The sequence below is a fragment of the Maribacter antarcticus DSM 21422 genome, assembly GCF_000621125.1.
GTDB classification, from domain to species: domain Bacteria; phylum Bacteroidota; class Bacteroidia; order Flavobacteriales; family Flavobacteriaceae; genus Maribacter; species Maribacter antarcticus.
The window spans coordinates 1,022,244-1,044,723 of record NZ_KK211214.1 but is presented as its reverse complement, the minus strand read 5'-3'; the positions used below and the strand labels follow the sequence as shown (position 1 = coordinate 1,044,723).

17 protein-coding genes are annotated in these 22,480 nt (G+C 36.9%); all 17 read right to left on the bottom strand.

Annotation, left to right across the window (positions count from 1 at the left end; genetic code table 11):
• A complete protein-coding gene (locus Q360_RS0121050; protein ID WP_027078843.1) occupies positions 1-636 on the bottom strand; it encodes an urea amidolyase associated protein UAAP2 in 636 nt (211 codons plus the stop codon).
• A 6-nt stretch (positions 637-642) separates the two neighbouring features.
• On the bottom strand, positions 643-1,368 hold the full coding sequence (locus tag Q360_RS0121045) for an urea amidolyase associated protein UAAP1 (protein WP_027078842.1): 726 nt from the start codon (positions 1,366-1,368) through the stop codon (positions 643-645).
• Positions 1,369-1,394: 26 nt separating this feature from the next.
• On the bottom strand, positions 1,395-3,044 hold the full coding sequence (locus Q360_RS0121040) for a DUF885 family protein (protein WP_027078841.1): 1,650 nt from the start codon (positions 3,042-3,044) through the stop codon (positions 1,395-1,397).
• Positions 3,045-3,055: 11 nt separating this feature from the next.
• Positions 3,056-4,402 (bottom strand): M24 family metallopeptidase, encoded by a 1,347-nt coding sequence (locus Q360_RS0121035; RefSeq protein WP_169734686.1) that lies wholly within the window; start codon positions 4,400-4,402, stop codon positions 3,056-3,058.
• A gap of 14 nt (positions 4,403-4,416) precedes the next feature.
• Entirely contained in the window at positions 4,417-5,877 is a 1,461-nt protein-coding gene (locus tag Q360_RS26240; RefSeq protein ID WP_027078839.1) for a hypothetical protein, read from the bottom strand.
• 384 nt (positions 5,878-6,261) lie between these two features.
• On the bottom strand, positions 6,262-7,323 hold the full coding sequence (locus tag Q360_RS0121025) for a hypothetical protein (RefSeq protein WP_027078838.1): 1,062 nt from the start codon (positions 7,321-7,323) through the stop codon (positions 6,262-6,264).
• A 181-nt stretch (positions 7,324-7,504) separates the two neighbouring features.
• Entirely contained in the window at positions 7,505-9,214 is a 1,710-nt protein-coding gene (locus Q360_RS0121020; protein WP_027078837.1) for a DUF885 family protein, read from the bottom strand.
• A 25-nt stretch (positions 9,215-9,239) separates the two neighbouring features.
• A complete protein-coding gene (locus Q360_RS25010; protein WP_027078836.1) occupies positions 9,240-10,619 on the bottom strand; it encodes a M24 family metallopeptidase in 1,380 nt (459 codons plus the stop codon).
• Between the two features lie 15 nt (positions 10,620-10,634).
• Positions 10,635-11,396: an SDR family NAD(P)-dependent oxidoreductase gene (locus tag Q360_RS0121010; RefSeq protein ID WP_027078835.1), complete on the bottom strand. Its 762-nt coding sequence runs from the start codon at positions 11,394-11,396 to the stop codon at positions 10,635-10,637.
• The gene (locus Q360_RS0121005; protein ID WP_027078834.1) at positions 11,393-12,493 is read right to left on the bottom strand and encodes a mandelate racemase/muconate lactonizing enzyme family protein; all 1,101 of its coding nucleotides are present in this window, start codon (positions 12,491-12,493) and stop codon (positions 11,393-11,395) included. The genes Q360_RS0121010 and Q360_RS0121005 overlap by 4 nt, the downstream gene beginning before the upstream one ends.
• Before the next feature lie 20 nt (positions 12,494-12,513).
• Complete coding sequence (locus Q360_RS0121000; protein WP_036196355.1) at positions 12,514-13,557, bottom strand: aldo/keto reductase; 1,044 nt, start codon at positions 13,555-13,557, stop codon at positions 12,514-12,516.
• Between the two features lie 40 nt (positions 13,558-13,597).
• A complete protein-coding gene (locus Q360_RS0120995; RefSeq protein ID WP_027078832.1) occupies positions 13,598-14,878 on the bottom strand; it encodes a TRAP transporter large permease in 1,281 nt (426 codons plus the stop codon).
• 1 nt (position 14,879) lies between these two features.
• Positions 14,880-15,389, bottom strand: a complete 510-nt coding sequence (locus Q360_RS0120990) for a TRAP transporter small permease (protein ID WP_084273518.1) — start codon at positions 15,387-15,389, stop codon at positions 14,880-14,882.
• Positions 15,390-15,397: 8 nt separating this feature from the next.
• A complete protein-coding gene (locus tag Q360_RS0120985; protein ID WP_084273517.1) occupies positions 15,398-16,432 on the bottom strand; it encodes a TRAP transporter substrate-binding protein in 1,035 nt (344 codons plus the stop codon).
• Positions 16,433-16,660: 228 nt separating this feature from the next.
• Positions 16,661-18,247, bottom strand: coding sequence for a RagB/SusD family nutrient uptake outer membrane protein (locus Q360_RS0120980; RefSeq protein WP_027078829.1), 1,587 nt, complete (start codon positions 18,245-18,247; stop codon positions 16,661-16,663).
• A gap of 4 nt (positions 18,248-18,251) precedes the next feature.
• Entirely contained in the window at positions 18,252-21,374 is a 3,123-nt protein-coding gene (locus Q360_RS0120975) for a TonB-dependent receptor domain-containing protein (RefSeq protein WP_027078828.1), read from the bottom strand.
• A gap of 215 nt (positions 21,375-21,589) precedes the next feature.
• The gene (locus Q360_RS24150) at positions 21,590-22,093 is read right to left on the bottom strand and encodes a GntR family transcriptional regulator (RefSeq protein ID WP_051554849.1); all 504 of its coding nucleotides are present in this window, start codon (positions 22,091-22,093) and stop codon (positions 21,590-21,592) included.
• Positions 22,094-22,480 lie beyond the last annotated feature (387 nt).

Here is a 22,480-nt window from a genome sequence, read left to right as displayed (position 1 = left end):
TTACCAAATAATCACTTCAATTGGGGTTGGGTTGAAATCATTACAAGGATTATTCAACTGGGGACAATTAGAAATGAGCACAATAACATCCATTTTAGCTTCCAATTCTACATATTTACCTGCATCACTAATACCATCTTCAAAAGTGAGTTTACCTTCTTTAGTAATGGGTACATTCATGAAAAAATTAATATTATGCGTAATATCTCTTTTTGTTAATCCAAACTCCTTGTTTTCACTTACTGCCAACATCCAACTATTTCTACAGGCATGCATACTTTTTTTTTCCAAACCATAGCGCACCGTATTCGACTCTGTAGCACAAGCACCGCCTAATGTATCATGCCTCCCGCAAGTATCGGCAACAATTTCTAGCAATGGTTTGCATCCATTAGACATTAAAACAGTACCTTTTGTTAAGTATACATTTTTTTGATTACGAATGGTATCTACCGCGCTATAACGCTCTGATGGATCTTCTGCACTAAAAAATAAGGTGTCAGCTGCCTGATTACCTTCCAAATCCAAAATTCTAATAGTCTGCCCTTTATTTAATTTCTTTATAAAATAATTTCCCGCAAGGACTATTTCTCGAAACGTTGCCTTTTCAATTAATAATGTGCTTTTAAAAATCATTCCCTTTTAGTTTTGTAAGTTGTATAAATAATTATTCATGAATCCATGCTGATTTTCAACACAAGAATTCTTGCAGAAATCATCATCTTGGACAGAATCTGCTTTTAGTATCTGATACGTCACGGGATGCTTTGGATATTCATCTACAGGATTTAATGGATGTGGGCATGTATGAAAAACAACCAAGGTATCCATCTCAAACCTGAGATCAATAGCTGAACCAGCTTTGGTAATAGAAGTATCATAAGACATGTTACCATGATTATCTACAGCAATCTTACTGAAAAAATTAAGGTTTGCTGCCATATCTTTTGTACCAAGACCATATTTTGCTAACTCTACAAGAAACGAATCATTACCATTTTGTCGCCAGTCATTTCGAAATTCCTGATAAGATTTAGCTCCCCACTTGCTAGCGACCATAGCTTGATTGGTATTTCCACAAACGCCATCATGCCAGCCAAAAGTATCTTCGATTATGGAACAAAAAATATGTCCCATGTCTGAGTAAAGACAATTGCCTTTGGTTAATTTAAAAGTATGCTGACATTTTAAAGTATCTGGAATATTAATACGTTCCAATAAATTATAAGGATTATAAAAAAGCATGCCTACATTGGCTCCTCCTTCATCATCAATTAACCGCAGCGTATGCCCTCTTTTCATTGTAAGTGACCAATGTGTTCCAGCAGGAAGGGAGTCTGTGTACAAGATATTATTTGAATCTACCATGAACTATTATATTTCGTTTAAAGTTCTTAATCGTTTTGCTGTTTCTCTAAAACTAGCATTTTTATTTCATCATCATAACCTGTAATTTCCCATCTAGTCAATGCAAATGGAATTGAACCACTAGAAATAAATTCATCCATAAAATCCTTCAATACAAAAGCATCACCAAGTTGATTAGATCTGTCCCGAAATAGTTTCATAAACTGCACCTTCCCCACCACCATGAGCATATGATGTCCTACCCCACGCAATGTAGTAGCCATTTCATACCAAAGGTGATGACTATCTGCTAATAGCTCGCCGTGAGGCGCATTAGCCACACAATAATTCACAGCATCTTCCAAGGTCCAATCTAGGCTATGCATATAAACATCAGACAAGGCTCTTACAGTTCGAAAAGCAGCTTGTTCATATGCAATTTCTTTAGCGTGTGGCGATCTTTCGTCAAGGTAACCTGCATACATCATAAGCTCTTCTAATGCAAAAGCAAAACCTTCGTGTCTAGCTGTAGATATCTTAAACGGTGGTATGCCTCCTCTAATAGGGTGAGGGTTTCTATCTGCCCTGAGATCATCAAAATGATGACCAACCATTTCATGTGTTTCTTCCATAACAGGATCCCGGTGGGAAAAATTAAAAAAATAGTCATGCTTTTCTGGCCATGGTTTATCAAAATCATGCCAGCTACCAAAATAATTATCTATAGTTAAATAATCTTCCATAGTAAAAATTTCCTGATCTTTAAGAAATTTTATGATGTAGTCCAGCGCTTCTTTTACGCTAGCCTTATAAGCTGTTTTGCTCTGCACCGGCATAATTGGAGGAATATCCCTATTCTTGTTTTCCAATAAACGCTGAAAGGTTCTAACTCGATTATCTTCTAACTCTACAATCATCTTGATTTGGTCCCATGAGTAAGGAAACAAGTAAACATGCTTCATTAACCAACCATAATTTTCTTTACCAACGCCTGCCTTAGCGGTCATTAAAATTTTATTTTTCTCCAACCATATACCATAGTCTTTTACCGCCTCAATGGCGTTTTGTGCATCTTTTTTTAATGATGGATGATTACTAGCCACCGAATTATAAATTTCATTATAATAACTAAGCTCTTCATTTAAATGCTGAAGTGCTAGTGTTGCAAAATCTGCTGCGCCTTCAGTAAGGTTTTGTTTGGCTTGCTCAAATATTTTGGGAATAGCCTTCAGTTTTATCTTAAAATCTACCAAATCAGATTTGGCAACTGGAAAATCACTCACTTTAAGATAACCATAACGTGTTGGTCCGCTTCCTTGCTGCGTCTGTAAATAAAAACTTGGATCCCTTGACCATGGTCTCACTACACGGTATTGAAATTCCATACCATTCATTTCAGCACGAACAAGGTGATAATCAACCATTTCAGTAACTGACCAGTACGTTGTATCTATGGTTTTTAAACGCTGTTGAAAACTAGTAATACCCAAACTTTTATCTTTTACTGAAGCCGGTGAATAATCTGGAACGCCAGCCTCCAATTTCATTTTTTGAAATTCCCTAAATTCCGCTAACAAAACAACTAATTGTGCATAGTCTGAAGGTGTACTGTAATAACTCCTATTCTCAATTTCTTTAGCCTGAGCCAATGAGCAAATTAAAAGTAATACTGAAAGTATATTTATTAAAATCTTCATTTATCTGTCTATTATTTATGATTTACTAAAAGAATTTTCTTATTTGGTGGATATAACCATTCAACTCCATTCTGAGTGACTATATGATTATCTTCAAAATTAATAGAAATCCTTTTTCCCCATTCTGGCACATAGGTGTGTACCATATATTCAAAGGAAAATAAATGATTTGGCTGAATTTTAAAGTGTGAGCGATAAGGACGGAAAGGTGCAAATGCTGGGCCAACAGCAACTTCACTATTTCCTGTATTTCCTACGCAATGGAAATCTACTGAGAAACCAGATTTTTTATCGCCTTTTAGCGCATCAATAATTTCAAGATCTCTAGGTGTATCTTCAAAAGGCGTATAAACGTAACCAGCCTTTTCCAGTGCAGCGACTACAGCTTTCATTGTCTCTCCAGCTGTGTGGCCAACCACAATTTCGTTTCGAATAATTTCCCTAGCTTTCAATCCCCTTTCCCATGCATGCTGCACACTTGCTGGGACCTCCGTTTCACCATCACGCAGTATATAAACGTTTCGTTTATAATCAGTTCCCATATTGAGATGGACTACTTCCCAATCCCAAGATATGAGGTCCCCAGGTTGAAATTTATAATCGTAACTTTTATACTCTGAAGGTTTGGAAACCTCAGAGTGTAAAACTCTAGGTGTTCGTCCACCGTAATACGAGGCTGCAATACCATTTTTTAATAATTGATCTTCCGACCACCAATAAACATCATTAATAGTTGTTGTTCCAGGAACAATATTTGTCAGGGCAGTTTCCATAACCTGGCGCTGTAATTCACAAATATTAGCAAAAGTTCTAATTTCTGGTTGTATTCTACGCACCCTAAAATCGGTGATCACATTTTCCGAAGAAACCAACCTATTTGCATATTTATCTCCAATTTCTTTAACCAACTCAACATAATTAGTATGTGAAAGTCCATCTCCATGGGTAAGTAAGCTTGACATATTTATGGCAATCTTTTTAGGGTCTCTTTCCGATATATATTTTGCTAAATCAATATTACCCATGATAGCATCATAAAGCGATTCATCTGCAATTTTAGCACAGCATTCTATACCAACTACCACTTTTTCAATGCGGTCACCGTGGTCTGTAAAAATTACAAACCCCATATCTACACCAAAATCAATATTAAATGCATCATGGTCTCCTCTTCGCATGGCATGAATCCACATATCAACGTTGTTGTCTCGCATGGCTCCTGGAAGTATTAACCTGAATTTCTCACTTCTTATCAAATTTAATAGCTCATGATTGGCTTTTGATTGCGAATATTGAGCACATACAGGTTGTACAAAACAACTTATTAGTAAAATGATTATTATTTTAACTTTACGCATGCTCGTGTTTTTAATTATTTTATGAGTATCAATTCTTTCTGTGCTGGAAATAATAATTCCACGCCGGTCTTTGTAGCAATGGCCTGTTCGTGATTCCAAAAAAGTAAATACTGGTCTTGTCCCTTTGATGCCTTGGATGGCATATAAAAGAAATACTCCAATACAAAGTGATGGTTTTCTGATAGTGGAATATCTAATACCCATTCTGGTCCGTAAGAACCTATTCTAGGTCCTAAATAAATGTCGTGCTTATTGGCCGTTGCTCCCATTCCCTTACCGTGTAAATCAATAGAAATAAGGGTTTTGGTAGCGTCATGACCAGCAGAGTAAGTAGGGAAATTATTTTTCGGTTGAAACATATGCAGCTGAGGGCCAACCACAATAATGTTTTTTTCTACTAGCTTTTGGGTATAATCTTTTACGATTTCTCTAGGCGTACGACCAGCTCTTATGGTTTCATAAAGCACGTTCTCAACGTCTAAGTATTCCTGCCAAATACGCTTAATATCTGCTGGAGGTCGTTTCTCACCTTCTTTAAGTACATAAGCAAACTTACCTTGGCTAGGCGCAGCAATTAGGTCACCACCCTTAACCACCGCGTCTTCCCAACCAGCACTTCTTCCACGCTGAGACAACCCTGTATTCATTCTTCTAAAAGCGGTAATATCAACTTCTAAGTGCTCTGTTTTACCCAAATCGGAAACTTTAGTTATGCCTGGTTTAATACCATCAAAAACTTGCTTTACCAAAATCATTTCGTCGGCTCTCATTTTCTTAAGCAATTCTACTTCGCTGGGAACTGGACTAATCTGATAGTACATCATGAGGTATTCTGAAGAAATTAGTCGTTGTGCATATTTATCGCCAAGTTCTTGTAACAAAAGCATATAATCTGTACGAGAAATTCCATCGTTTACATTTTGATTAGTTTCCCAGGGACCCAAGCTTTCCCGATAGTTTACTGCAATTACCTTAGGGTTTCTTGCATCAATAAATTCCCGAAGTCCTTTGAAACGGAAGTCATATTCAGTCATAGGATCAGCGAGGTATTCTGTGACGAATACAGAAGGATAAATTAAATCATACACGCCAGTACTTTCAGGGGTCACATAAACCCCTTCTTGCATTATTCTCTGGGTCGCTCCCCATCTTCTACCTAAAACCGAACGTTCTATTTTACCGTTACCCGTATCAGTGAAAACAATTAATCCTGAAGAAGAACCTAGGTCTTCCGAACCAAAGGAATCTTCAAGGCCACTTCGCATGACATGTATCCACATATCAACTCCATTTTCTTTCATTATTTTTGGAAGAATCATATCGAACTTCTCCCTTCTTATCTGATTTTTCCAGTCTTCCATACCCATCTTTTCTAGTTCTTGCATAGATGGTAGTTCAGCTTTGTTTTGAGCATGAACTTGAATGGTTAAGGCTATTAAAATGATAAGTGATGATTTTAAATCGTGTTTTTTCATAATTAAAATTTTTTATAATATACTTCTATATCAATGAGACCTGAGATTGATATCCCCAATCGTAACAATGGTTTTCGAAAACCAAAATTCTGTTTGTAATTTTTATGCCATTCACTAATAATATGGATATTATATTTTTCTCTCTCAATTCTTTTAAATTGTGAATCTAAATCTATAGAGATTGCCTAAATGAGAGACTAAGGTCTTCATCAATTTCTATAAGTAAGTGTCGATTATCACGTACTTCACTTCATTGGTTCTAGGAAATCGTTCTTTCAAGTACTACTTAACAAGGTTAAAATCTGGTCAATTATCACCTGTATTTTTAATAGCAAACTGTTTTTTAAAATAGATTTAAACTTTTTCCTTGATTAGTTCTTTTAGTTACCATCCCATAGCCTTAAAAAACTCAACACGATTTGGAAATAAAAAATGAAGAATATCGTATAATTCAGAATCCATTTCCTGAAGATTTTCTGGGGTTAGTCGTTTGCCTTCAAAAGATCGATGGCTAAGCACACCATAATTAATGTCGACCCCAAAAGCTAAGTACTCATCGGCATAATCTTCTATTGGCAACCCATCCTGCGGTTGATAAAAACCACGCTCAACAGCTACTTTTGTAGCGGCTTCAAGACGTTTTTGAACGCCAGGGTAAACCTTCATAATACCACCACGATGAATCATATGTGTGATCTCTTCCGCTGAAGCATCACGTCTAAGATCTCTAGGTCCTCCAAGACGGATGTAGCTAGGAATAATCTCTTCATCCTCCAGATCCTGTGTCTGGACTCCTACTTCACTTTGATACATGTAAAAACCAATGGCAGTATTTCTTTCTTCAAAGGTTTTGAATAGTGTCATCCCAGCGTTCGTTTTCTTCATTTGCTCTGTTATTAAACCAGAACCTTGCCTATCTTTTAATAACAACGCCCTAGAGATATTGGCAGCGTAATCAATCTTTTCTTTATCTACAGTTTCTGTTGCATAGAACTTCATGCCACCAGCCTCTCTTTTCTGAGTAAATATACGGAGTGCATCTTCCAGTTTTGGCTTTTCCTCTTTGACGATAATAATGAGCACCTGTTCCATAAAACCATCGACGTTTGTAGCTCGAACTTCGGCATAGTAATGTCCTGGATTTATAAGTGGCTTCTTTTTAAGTTTGATCTCTGCAGTATTGGCATCAATTTCTACAATTTTAGTGGCATCACTTTGACCTTCCTTTAGATAATTCCTTCGATCTCCACCCGGTATTGGTTTAACAAGAGACCAAGACGTGGGATTGGGATTTGGCTCAACCAATTCAATCTGACCAATCACATCACCTACTTTCGTCTGCTTTGTTACCAGAAATCGATCAAATTCATCAGTTACAACGGGCTTCTGAGCATGAACCGCTCCGAAGCATAATATAATTATTAATGTTATTACTACTTTATCCATAATTGTTGTTTTAATACCATATTATCTTACTGATTTTTTATTCGACATATCGATAGAACCTAGTGGTAGTATTGCTAATGCGCTAACAACAAGGCTTACTTTGATAAATTTAGATTGGGCTATCATTATGTCGTTCGTACTACCTCTATTTAAAATTCATAAACTTGACTTGTAATGATTTTTATTTATACAACTCTTTTATTTTATTTAGTTCGTCGCTATTACCTGTCATTCCCCATCTTATCAATGGCATTGGAATAATCCCATAGGAAAGAAATTCATCCATAAAGTCTTTAATAACGAAATCGTCTCCTTTAAGTACCGCATATTCTTTAAAAAGCTTCATAAAATAGGCCTTACCAGTAACCACATTGCTATGAAATCCACCGGGATTTCTTAAATTCGATTGCATCTCAAACCAAACGACGTCTTCCTCTTCCTGTGTCCATCCTCTCGGCATTATTTCAGCACAAAGCTTTCTGGCTTCAGCAAGGTCAATCTCATTTGCATGCATCTTCATATCGGGAATTGATAGACTCATATGAGAGGTATACATCAGGTATACCATTTCACGTCCTTTATGTGGGCGCTCATCAAGTATTCCAGCTTGCATCAGGCATTCTTCCATCCAAACAGCCCAGCCTTCGAGACGCATAGAACCCATGTTAAACTTACGTTCGGCTCTTCGTATATAGCTAAGATCGAGTTGACTCTGACGCTGATAGTCTAACATGTGGCCAACATATTCATGGTTTTCACCTGGCAGTATCTCCCTTTGTCTATACTTTAAGTCTACATTAGAATTTTCAGGGAAGAATTTTTCATCTGCTTCATCACTCAATTCAGAAAGTGCCGGTACCGACTCAGAATCATCTGAGTAATAATCAGCTGGGTTGATCCAATCGTCAATAGTCATAATTTCATTTTCGTCTAAAAACTTAACCACATAATGCAAGGCCTGACGCAAGCTCTTTTCATAAGCCCTTTCCGTCATAGCCACTTCAAGTGGAGGAAGTTTGCGATTTCGTTGTTCCTCTAATTTGAGGAAGGTGATTGCACGGTCATATTCCCTCTGAATAATGAAGTTGTTTTCTTCCCAACCCCAGGGTGAAAGTTGTACATTATGCATCCACCAACTATAATTTTCTTTTCCTGACCCCGCTTGACCGGTCATGGTTGCTTTGTTATCAACTATCCATTGTTGGTAGTCTTTCATGGCCTGAGCAGCAGCTTGAGCAACGGAAACTAATTCAGGATGATACTCCTGAAGATCTTCCGCCATCCGTTCAAACCTAGTGGCCTCCGCTGCCATATTTTTGATCGCAAAATCAGCAAAATCAGCTGCCGAATGAGTCAGATTAACCCTTGCCTGTTGCATAATTTTCGGAACTAATTTTAAAGACCCTCTAAATTCTGAGACTTCATCATCAGTCAAAGGAAGCTTATAACGGAACAGTGGTGGCATGATGCCATCCAGATTCATGGAAGAACCTGCGTCTGTCAATCGAAAGGAGTAAAATCCAGGATCAGTCGCCCAGGGTTTGTATTTGGTCAGGTGAAATTCAACAGCATTCATCTCAGCCCATACCAGATAGTAATCTATTTTTTCTGATACCGACCAGCCAGTGGTATCTATGGCATAAAGCTTCGTTTGATAATCCGAAAGATTCAATGACTTCTGATCCATGGCAGCTTTAGAATAGTCAGGAACGCCTTCATTTAATGGAGCAATTTGGAAATCACGTAATTCCTCAAAAAAACTCACCAAATCATTATAATCATTGGTTGTTTTAACCGACGATTTATGGGTACCTGTTTCTTCTTGCGGGCTACAACTATAAAGAAGTAATCCTATCAGAATTAATTGAAATGCTTTTATTGAATACCTCATATTTCTACTTTTTCCTTTCCCATAATCATTTAATCACATGCCATTTAGTCTCCTGAGGTCTATCCAGATACCGTAACCCATCTTCTTCAAATACCGCAATCTGCCCAATTCCAATCTCAAGACCGTGCTCCCCCCAACCGGGTACCGCAATAGACGTATGTGGCTCAAAGGCATACATGGTATTATAAAAAAGTTTGTGATTGTTGGTAACAATGGAGGTGGGATAATACCCTGGTCCGGAAGTCATCCCAGCCACATAGGTTTTATGAGAAAACATGTAGCCTCCCTTTAAATATCGTCTTATAAACATGGGTGGTGGATGAAATCCTAATTCTGATTCGATAACTCCAGGTAACCTTTTAATCTTGTCTGAGGCTGCAACAATCTCTTTACCCGTTCTTCCAAACTTAAATTCAGCTGCAAAAAGGTCTTGCATTTTATTGACTGTATTCAAGGCATTTTTAAGCTCCTGCGGAACTTCTGATTCTCCCTTTTGAAGTACATAAGCATGCTGATGAGAATCCGTGACCAAACCAATCAACATGATATCTGAATCTAAGCTGATTACATCACCAGGCTGAATGGTTACACTGATTCCGTTGCTGGTGCACCCATTCCTAAATTTTTCAGAACCATCGATATACTTGTATTTGCTGATATTGGCAGGTCGCCGTTTGACGACAACAGATGGATGATTTTCGATTTCTAGTTCAGCTTCCAGATATCTGTGTCGAAACCACCAGTTTAAATCATCGGTGGTAGTGATTCCCGGGATTACTGCTGCATTGGTAAAACCTTCTGCAATAATATCATTGGCCACACTTTGAACATGTCGGTAGATTAGGATTTGATCAGTTGACATGGTTTCTAACCACCGAACACCTAATGTCCAAGAGTCAATGGATTTATTTTTGTGTTTACCAAGAGCCTTGAGCATTGCCTCATTGTTGTATTCACCAATAGCAATCTTGGAGGGCGAAAATTTTCTTACCAAAGTGGTAATCTGATCATAATTCTCGGGCTCTAAATACTCAAGCCCTGCACCCGTATCGTGGAACATCAGAAATGATGGTAATTGTTGAGAACCCGGACCCGCATAACTGCTGGCATAGGTCATTCCTTCAAAATTGGTAGGCAATAACGAGGTGAAAATAGGTCCTTCATTATTATAATAAAGATCTGCTTCATTACTGCGGATAATCCAGAGGTCAACCCCTTGCTCTCGCATGACCGCTGGTAAAACATGCTCAAGCTTCCACTTCCAAAAACCATCCATCAGCTGCACGCGATTTCGCATAGGCAGGATACTTTCAAGGTCCTTCTGTGCTTGAGACTGAAATCCAATTGAGACCAAAATGGTCAATAATATGAGTATCCTGTATTTTTTAAGTTGGTGGTTTATCATCTAAATATATTTTATTTAATGCATATATTGTCCTCCATTTACATAAAAAGTAGAACCCGTGGTAAATTTCGCACCTATGATGCTATCCATCATCTGATGGACATCCTCATATTCACCAAGACGGGCCATTGGCATGGTTGATAATTCTTTGGCAAGACCTACTTTGTTTGACAAGTCGTATCTTTCTATAACCTCTTTTGTTTTAATGGCATTTGGTACCAGGCAATTAACCCTAATTCTTGGTGCAAGCTCCAAGGCCATAGCTTTTGTAAGTGCAAATACGCCACCCTTGGCAGCACAAAAGTTAGCTCCGTTCTTTCTTCCTATCTGACCAGCTGCGGCACCTAAATTGATTATGAGACCCTCTTTATTATCCAGACTATGAAAAACAAATTCCTGACTACTTATAAAGTGTCCTTTTAGATGCGTATTTACTACCTCATCCCATAAATCATCTGTCATATCGATAAAAAGACTATCTCTATTTATACCCGCACAATTAATTAGTATGTCCACGCTTCCAAACTCATTAATAACGCCATCAAACATAGCTTTCACTTCAGATCTTTTGGAAACATTAGCTTTAAACTTTAAAACTTTGTCTTTGCCAAATTGCTTTGCTATCTCGTCGTAGAGTTTAAAAGCATGCTCTTCATTGATGTAATTGATAACTACTTTGAATCCCTGCTTTGCATAGTGTTTAATTAGGGAAGCCCCCAAGCCAGTTGATGAGCCTGTAATAACTATTACTTGTTCTGTATTCAATTTACTATTCATTTAATTCTATATTTCTCTAATGCATCTTCATCAATTTCTACTCCAAATCCTGGTCCTTCGGGAACTTCTAAACAGCCATCAACAACTTTAAGCGGTTGTTTTAGAATACTGCCATCGACCTGGGTAAGTTCTGTAAATTCACTGGCTATTGGATGTATCTTCATGGATGCAGCTAAATGAATTTTTGCAACTGCTGAAATGCCTGGTTCTAGTTCAGTTCCAGCAATACAAGGAAGTCCTAACGCTTCGGCTACAGCCTCTACTTTTTTTCCCAAATACAATCCACAGGTTTTTGCTATTTTGAGATTCAGTAAATCTGCAGCTCCATAATCATGAATTTTCACGGCGTCTTGCGGTGTCCAGATACTCTCATCTGCCATTACAGGAACTCCAATTTTACTACGAATATGAGCCATTCCCTTTAAGTCCCAATTAGGAATAGGCTGTTCTAATAATTGTAAATTACAATCTTCTACAGCTCTCATTACACGTATAGAACCTATGGTATCCCATGCTGCATTGGGATCTAGACGTAATTCTACATCATCACCTACAGCAGCACGAACCGTTTTTATTCGGTCAACATCTAATCTCATATTATCAGACCCCTTAATCTTAATAACCCTAATGCCTTCCTCTAAAACACGTAAAGCATTATCCGCCATTTCTTGAGGTGACTTAATTCCAATTTCGGACCCTATTTCAATTTTATCTCTAAATTTTCCACCTAATAATTTATAAACGGGCACATTTAAAATTTTCCCTAATAAATCATGTAACGCTAAATCTATTCCTTCTTTAACACATGTGATACGTGCTAAGTTGAGGTCCAGAATTCTCATAATATGACCTATATTAAATGGATCTTCACCTATTATTTTTGGAGCTGCGTAATTTAATATTGTGGATTCAATTGATTCTCGTGTTTCTCCATAAAATTCAGGTTCCCAAGCGCAAGCTTCTCCAATACCAACATACCCTTCATCTGTATATATTTTTACTAAAATAGCATCTGATCTTGTAAAACTTGTATAGGCATCAGCAAAACCTTTTACAGGAATTCCATAAGCAATAGTTTCAATTTTGGTAATTTTCATTTTTCAATAATTAGTTTATATTAACTATCTGCTATTTGACCTATCATCCAATCTGCCGTATTATGGAAGTTTGCTACTGTACTTCCTGGAGGCACGAGCGCATCACAAGCAGCTCTTGTTTCATCTGTAAGTTTCATTTCGAGAATTGGTAATAGAGGTTCTAATTGCTCAACAGTTCGTGGGCCTATAAGTGGCGCCGTAATGCCAGGTTGGTCTTTGCACCATAAAACCGCTAATTGAGCTGGTGTTAATCCTAATTCATTTGCTATTTTGGTGAATTCAATACCTACTTCAATACCTCGTTTTGTAACTCTATCGGCATAAAATCCTCCTCGAAGTGCTGCACGAGAACCTTCAGGAAATTTATTAGCGTTGGTATAACGACCCGCTAATACGCCCATGGCCATTGGTGCCCAAGTAATTAATCCGACTCCAAATTTTTGACAAACTGGCACTAATTCATTTTCAATACGACGATCTAATAAATTATATGGAGGTTGTTCAGATACAAAACGAACATAATTTTTCATTTCACTCAACATGATAGATTCTACAACAGCCCACGCAGGATGTGTCGAGCAACCTATATAACGTACCTTACCAGATGTTACTAAATCATCTAAAGCGCGTAAAATTTCATCCATAGGGATGTTAGGAGACTGACGATGTAATTGATATAAATCAATATAATCTGTCCCCAATCTTTTCAATGAATTTTCACAGGCCCGAATAATATTTAATCGTGTATGTCCGTGTTGATTTGGACCTAATTCTGGTTTGTATTCTTCTAGTGTGAAACCAGGTCTGCGTTGTCCATGGTCTACTTTTGTACCAATAATTACTTGATCTCGCCTACCTGTCTCTTTTAAGATTTTACCAATAATACGTTCGCCTTCCCCGTCCGCATATACATCTCCTGTATCTACCATATTAATACCGGCATCTAACGCTTTTAATAATATACGTTCACATTCGGCTGCTGGAGAGGGATCCATAAAGTTATCCGTGCCTAAAACCAATGAAGATACATTTACACCTGTACGCCCTAAAGTCCTATATTCCATAATTTATTTTCTATTGATATATTTAATTTATTTTTTAGTTTTAGAATGACTCCATCAACCTAGGTAAAAACAAAGTGATATCTGGTACAAGCGTAATTATTACAAGGGTAAATATTAAAACCAATAAAAATGGTAATAACGGTTTTACGACTTTCTCTATAGGAACGTTATTTACACCACAAGCTACAAAAAGACAAATACCCATGGGTGGTGATATCATTCCTATACCTACATTGGCAGCTATCATAATTCCTAAGTGCATTGGATCAATACCCAATGTAACTCCTATAGGAACCAAAATGGGCAATAAAACAATAATTGGGGGTAAGGCATCCATTACCATTCCTAAAACTAGAAAAATAATGTGCACGAACAAAAGAAACACCAAAGGACTATCCGCGTAGGTTGTAATCCATTCTGCCATTACATGGGGTATTCTCTCAAAAGTCAATACAAAAGAAAACATGGAGGCCATTCCCAACACAAGCATTATTACACCGGTGAGAGCGCAGGTATCCAATAATATTTTTGGTAAGTTTTTTGCTTTTAATGTTCTATACACAAAAGCCGATACAATTAAACCATAAACGACAGCTACCGATGCGGCTTCCGTGGCCGTAAAAACGCCTCCGTATATACCACCCAATATTATTACTACCATTAATACAGGTAAAAAACCTTCTTTTATAACATGAAGCTTTTCTTTCAATAGCATTTTATTCGCTAATGGCAATTTCATTTTACGGGCATAATAATACGCCAAGGCCATAATAGCCGAACCATTAAAAATGGCCGGTACAACTCCTGCCGCAAATAACCCTCCGATAGAAATATTCGCGATAACACCAATGATAATTAAATCTATTGCCGGTGGTACTAAAGTAGATACCCCACCTGCAGCAGCTAAAAGTGCCGTTGCAAATTCCGGAGGGTATTTCATTCTTTTCATCCCAGGTAAAGCAACAGAGCCAATTGCCGCTGTATTTGCACTAGGGGATCCCGATATACCGGACATTAACATTGTTGATAATACTACAACCAATCCTAAACCTCCATAAATTCTTCCAACAAAAACCATGGCCAAATCAACAATCCGTTTTGCCAACCCTCCTTGTGCCATAAGCTGGCCGGCGAGCACAAACAAAGGAATCGCTATTAAGGGGAAAGATTCAAATTGTGACAAAAACTTCTGCGGCATCATAATTAGAATATCATTAGGCAATAGAAGCATAGCAGTTAAGGCCGTAATTGCTAAAGCCATGCCTACAGGCACTGCTAAAAGCAATGCTAAAATCAATACAATTACTACAATCCACCACATATTATTTAATATCTTTCCTTATTAATTGTGTATTTATGGTTTCATCAAACCAATTTTTTATCACATAGTATAGCATTATAAAACCTGCGAAAATTGACGAAGAATAAGGTACTGACAATGACAAACCTGTACCAGGGCCAGTAGAATCTGAGGCGCCAATAGTAAATTCTATAGATTTCCATGTAAACAATACCAAAAAGATAACCATTATTGTCGAAACCAATATAGACACCATTCGTTGTGCTTTTGAACCAAAGCAATCTACCACGAAACGAAGTGCGAAATGAGATTTCGTTTTAAAAGCATAACCTACGGAAAGTCCTGAAACCCACATAAATAAATAGGTGGCCAATTCTTCTGTCCATCCTAGAGGTAGTTGAAAAAAACGAAACACAACTTGTAGGAAAGTTACTATAACAATACCACTAAGCATTAAACAAAGTATCAACTCTAGCGGGTATTTCCACAAATTCTTTATATCTATTTCAATAGATGATGTATTTACTTTCATAGTAAGAACTATTGATTTATTATTTGTTCAATTAATTGCATGCCACCAACTTTCTCTGCATATTGTATATAGAGTTTTTTAGCAAGATTCTGAAATGGCTTCTTATTCACATCATTAAAAATCATTCCATGCTCTTCAAGTTCAGCCACTGCTTCTTTTGTTTTTTGATTCATTGATTGGCGCTGAACTGCGACGGAAATACGCCCTGCTTCCAAAATTTCTTTTTGAATATCCGGAGGTAGTTTATTATATTGTTTTTTGCTAAAAATTAATGCTATCGCTGGAAATAAATGTTCTGTCTTGGAAATATACTTTGTTACTTCGTAGAATTTCATATCAAGAAGATCCGTGTTGTCACATTCTCCACCATCGATTACTTTTGTCGAAACGGCTGAATACAATTGATTGAATGACATGTTAGTAGCTTGGGCGCCAAAGGAATTAAACCCGTCTAAAATTATTGAACTTCCAATTACACGAATTTTTAATCCTTGAAGGTCTTCAGGTTTATGAATAGGGCGTTCTTTATTCCAAACATTTCTACCCCCTCCAAACCACCATCCTAAAACGATACAATCTAGTTTAGCTTCAATTTTTTTAGCAATTTGCTTGCCTACTGGTCCGTCTACGACATTATAAAAGTGCTCTGTGTCTCTAAAAAGAAAAGGGAAATTAAATAAATCGACTTCTGGAACGAAAGATGCCAGCGCACCTACATTAACTGGCGAGGAAGCAATTACCCCTAATTTCACCATCTCAATAGCCTCTTTTTCTGTAGCAATTTGTGCCGCAGGAAAAATTTGAAAATCAATTTTGTCTTCACTTTCTTTTTCCAAATGCTCTTTCATAGAAAAGTATCCTTTCTGAAAAGAATGTTTTTCACCGGCATTATGCGAATTTTTCATGACGATATTCTTGCCACCATTATCCCACTTACAGGAAAAAAGACCCACGGTCAAAACTAACAATGGCCATAAATACCAATTACTTTTTCTAAACATTTTGCTCTTCAGTTTGTTGGGAAATATATGATAATTATCCATAATTCTTTCTGTTTACTTACCGTAATCGTTTAGTAATTAACAGTATATAAAATGTTCCCATGAATTAAAAAACACACCTCCTTTTACGTTTGCAAATCAAACACTAAACTTAAACTAACTCAAATATAAATATTTTGCTACCTAAGGAGGCGTGTCTATACTATATGCGCTTGGCATTAAATTTTAAGTGATACATATCTAGATTTAGATATGCCATAATTTTATATATTAATTCGGGATATTTGGATTAATATCTGTTTCACTTCTAGGAATTGGCATATAAAATTTAAAAACATTTCCTTCTAAATGCCAAAGATCAAATCTAGCCTGATCCACTATGCGTGTGCCTTTTAAAAATAAAGTCTTATCTCTTTCTTCAATCAATAAACCTAAAGGGCCTGTATAATTTATTGTAGCCGATAAGGTAGCTTTTACACCGATGCCTACTGCACTTGCCCCTCCTTTAGAATTATCATAAGCAACCATTTGGGTTTCAGTATAAGCATCTAAACCATGAAAAGTACGTACATTATTAATATGTGTAAGTCCAGTGATGTTATCTTCATCTCTAATAGCGACTTCCGCTAAAATTAATTCCATTTCTCTCCAATCAATAATATAAAAAGGGCTATCCGCACTTGTGTATATATCTTGGGTGGCATTAGCCCCAGTAGCAAACTCTGACCACTGTGTGGCCCCATTGATTCCTGAAACTGAAGCTGTGGTAATCTCTTTTTCCCATAATGGTAAACGTTCATTCTGATTAAGTAAACCGATTCTTGGATTATTAGTTGCAGCATTTCCAGGTTCACCACTATTAGATTCTAAACCTCGAAGAGATCTTGAAGCAATACCATTATCTAAATTCTCTTGGTTTAATTCAGAAATAATTTCACCTTCTTTTCTATCATCTAATACATATTGAATAAATCTTGGATGTGGGCTAAAAATAAATTCCCCATCATCATTAGTCCTGCCAGATTGTAACCACATTTGATTCGGGTTAATAGGCGTATGTATTATACTGAACGCTTCATCTCCTTGTTGTAACCCTTGCTCAGCAGCAGATTTTGCTTCCGTATACAAACCATCAAATAAATATGTTCTTGCAATTAAGGACCATGCTAATTTCTCTGGGTTTGGAACATCACCTGGGTCTATGCCAACCAATGCATTAAATTTATCGCGGGCTAGTGCTCGTAACTCATTTGGGCTAAAAAAGGAACCTATTTCACCATTTGCTAGTTGCTCGCTAGTTGTAATTGACGCACCTGGTGAGTCCCCAACTGTCGCTCTTGCACCCCAATGGTCAGCTAAATACATACGTGATAAACCTCCTAAAAAGTTACCCCACCACAAGGCATTTCCTTTTATTTCTTCATTAGTGAAACCTCCGTTGGCATCAATAAATCCTACTCTACGCACTAAATCGTCTCCTAGAAAACGTAAAAGCTGATAATTATTCCAATCCTCTTCATAAAAAGTAAGGTTCCCTGGTAAATCCTGAACAAATGTTATATGATCAGCCGCAGAACCAAATGCTCCTAGAATCATTTCGTCAGAAAAGCCCGCAACTCGCCAAATTATACGTTCAATCCCTTCTCCTTGATCACCAGTACTTCCCATTTGGCCTTTAGCTCCTTTTACGAGTAGTTGCAAACTGGTTTCATTATTCAAATCATCTCCTTCCACTTGGTTCAAAAGTGGATCTATATCTTGTACATAACTCTCACACGATGTTAAGGAAAAACCTAAGATCGAAACAAAACAAATAATTAGTTTTATGTTTTTCATAATTGTTAGATTTAATTTCATTCTACTAGAATTTTAAGGTTACAAATGAGCTAAACGTTCTACTTGGAGGAAGTTGTCCAGATTGTACTCCCGTTGAAGGACTACTTGTAAATGCACCTGCATTAGCTTGAGAATCTAAGCCAGAATAGCCAGATATCCAACGTTCTATTTCCTCGCCAGTATCTATCGATGTCACTGTATGTCTGCTTGCTGTACGTTTATACCAGGTTAAAACATTGGATGCTGTAACTCCAATATTAAGAGCCTTGATAAATTTTGATTTACTAGCCAATTTTTTTAAATTATAACTTAAACTTATCTCTTGAAGTCTTAAAAAATCAGCTGTTTGAATGCCATTAGCATCATTAAAAGGGGATAAAGATGCGAATTGATTAGCAGCATCTGTATAAGCGGGTGTGCCAGGTGTTAAGACAGCATCTCCTGTACCAAAGTCTCCATATCCCAACTGCTGGTACAATCTGTCAAATGCCAAATAATTTGTTCCAGTACCATTAAAATAATCAGTATCTAGTCCAAAAAATATTTGATCAATCGTTTGTTCATTATAGACTTCAAATCCAGTTTTAGCTGTTAATAGCGCATAAAAACTAAAGTCTCCTACGCTTATATTTGTACTAAAACTCGCTGTATATGCTGGGTCGTTTACTCCAATAAATACATCGCCATCACTATTTTGGAAATCATAAAGTGCTCCTACAGGTACAACTTCTCCCTCATTTGGCAAACCTTCTATTTGTTGTATGTTCGTACCATCTGAAAACAATGCTCCCAAGGTTACTGAATTAACATATGCGCCTCTAGGAAAACCAGTTCTAAAAACTTGAGTTCCTCCACCAGGTCCACCTTGTATCTGGCCATCAAAGCCTAAATTTGTAACGGTGTTTTCTTGATATGCTCCTAATAAGGTAAAGCCTGCTCTCCATCCACCTAAGGCCTCACCACCAAAACTCGTACTCAATGTAAGTTCTACACCAGAACCTTCCACAGAACCAACATTTACAAATGGTGCAAAATTAGCCAAACCTGTTGATGATAATGGAGGTCTTGGTACTAAAGATTTTTTGGCTTTGTTGGTATAATACGTTAGTTCTAAACCAAAGTTTCCAACTTCAGCTTCTAAGCCTACCTCGAATTGCTGAATTCTTTCGGGTTCTAAAAGCGGATTTCCAAGTGAAGTCACATCAAGACCTACGCCATACTGGGATGCTCCTGGAGCATAAAGAAAAGGAATACCTGCAGTAACGTCAGGTAATGTTCCTGATTCACCATAAGCAACCCGGGTTTTAAGAAAGCTGAATATTTCTGGCATAAAATCAAATTTATCCCATCTAATTAGAAAACTTCCCGCAGGATATGATATGCTTGGTGCTAGGTTACCTAAAACACTTGAATAATCTCTTCTAATCATGAAAGTTGAGTAAAAGATATCGTCATAAGATAATTCGGTTGAAGCAAAGATTCCAGCAGATTTTGAATTAAAAGCAGTTTCAGTCGGTGGAAAAATTGTATTTGCAGCATTTAATGTGCTAAATCCTGGAGGGATATCTTCTCCTGCAATATAGTTCCCAGTAGAACGCTGGCTAAAAATTTGCGATCCTACCGATATTAAACCTGAGAATTTACCGAAATCATAACTATAATCAATATTATTAGTAAAAGTTAAACTACTAGATTCATCATTGGCCACAATTACTGTTCCAGGATTATCCACTCCTTCAATAGCTTCGCTCGTACGTTTTTGAACAAATTTGCCATTTTCATTTCTACTTGTCACCCCTGCAGTAAAAGCAGCTGATAGACCTTTTAAAGCACTTCCACTTTCTGCAAAAGGGATATATTTTCCTTGAAAAGAAGCCGTAAAATTATTTATTTTATTATCATCTGAAGATGTATCCCAAAATGACGGTCTTGTTGGGTCAAAATCAGGATTGTAATTAGCTGGATTAAAACTTACAGATCCAAATTCCCCATCTCCACGACCTCTTTGAGGCAATAATATATCTGTACTACTATATTGCGTACTTCCTTTTAAACTAAACTTTGAAGACGGATTAAAATCTATATTAAAACGGGTACTCGTTTGTTCTATACTGTTATCTGGAGTTATACCTTCCTCTTCGTTTCTATCTATTGAGAAAAAAGCTCTGAAAACATCGTTACCACCAGATACATTTAAACTATTTTTAAAAATTGCACCCGTTTGAAAAACGTCACTTCTAAGGAATTCATGATTTCTATAATTTCTTTCATCTAAAACATTTCCGACGTCATGAAAACCAACTGTGCTTCTATAATTAACTTCCAACCCGCCTGCGGCACCTCTTTTAGTTGTAATTAAAATGACTCCATTAGCGGCACCTGTTCCATATGAGGCAGAGCCTGCAGGACCTTTAATAACTTCTATATTGGCAATATCTTCATTGTTTAGGCCCACCAAAGAAGATATACCCCCAGAACCTCTACCGCTTCCACCAGTGCCTGTAGATGAGTTATTTTCCAACCTTACGCCATCAATAAAAATTAATGGCTGTCCATTTCCATTGATTCCCGCACCAGCACGAACTACAAATCTTGATCCTGAACCAAATCCACCTCCAGATTTTTGGACTGATACCCCAGCGACCTTACCAGTTAGTAAGTCATCCACACCATTGTAGTTGACTTTATCTGTTAAATCGTCTACATTAACACGTGCAACGGCTACAGCTGCAACTGCCTTTGAATTTTTAGAAGCTACGCCGGTAACTACAACCGCATCTAGAGATAGTACATCGACTTTCATATTAAAATCAAGTGTCAGTTGTTGACCATCAACGGTAATTTGTTGTATTATATTTTTATAGCCTATATAACTACAAGTTACCTTGTATGTGCCGCTTGATATGCTTGTTATGGAATACTTACCATCAAAATCAGTTATGGCATATACGTTTAGTTCATCAATATAAATTGTTACTCCTACTAGCGGTTCTTGAGTTTGACCATCTAAGACAACTCCAGTTAAAGTTCCTTGAGATTGCGCGAAAGCGCTATTGGTCAGTAGCATAAAAAAGATTATCTTAATAATAAAGGATAAAGACTTATCACGGTACCTATTGCGCAAAAGATAAACATTTAAATTTTTCATAATTTCATAATTTTAAAAAGTTAGTTATTAATTATTTTTTTTTGTTGGCATTTATTTTAGTTATTAATTATTGGTTTAGTAAATCTTTTTATATAATCACTCAGTAAATCGGAAGCTTTCACAGCTTCAGCCATATCACCTCTAGCGATGGCCTTCACCATGTTAACATGTAGGATTGCAGAATCAGCCAAATCACTGTCAATCCTATAGATAAATCAAAAACGGCGGCAATGTGCATGTGTAGTTTCCACTACATGAGATGCAAAAAAATTACGTGACGCTACTTGAAGCATTTGGTCAAATTCATTGTCCAACCGAATAAATTCTAAAATATTATCACGCTCAGCGGCAACTACGATTTCTTCGGCTATTTCGCCCAATCGCAAAGCTTGATTTAAGGTTAGTCGCTTTGTCGCTTCGCCTACAATTAGTTTATCTACTACTTTTCTCAACTTTACAATTTCCAGCTGTGCTTGAATATCAACCTTACTAATAAGCGTTCCTCTTCTAGGAAGAATGGTAACCAATCTTTTTTGTGCTAGCCTTTTGAGTGCTCGTCTTAAAGGTGTTCGTCCTATTTCTAGTCTCTCTTGTAAGTCGGATTCCGAAATTATAGTTCCTGGCTGCAACTTTAATGTTTCAATCATTTCTTCAAAAATTTGATTAACTTTTTCTGCTAGTCCACTCACAGGAGGTGACCTGGTAGAAAATATTTTCATATCATAATATAAATTAGTTTGAATACAATATACATCTGATATATCAGAAATATACGATTGATGTACCGTAACAACATTGTAAGGGTAATAATATATTTTTACTTTTACAAAAGCTTGTGAGAGAAATGTAAAATGTAAAAAATCACCTATTTCTTTTTATAGAAATACTAATTTAGAATAGATATTTTATGGTATTCATAATTTATTTTGAAGGCCGTTAGCGTACCTAGGAGTCATTTTATGATTTCTTCACTGTTCAAAATTGCAGGTTATTTCTAATAAAACTTGTTCAGACTATCAATCCGAAATAGCCACAATAAAACTTCAAAAGAAATATCACCAACTTCATAATCTAATATTTCAATTATTTCAGCTCCTTGTTCTTAA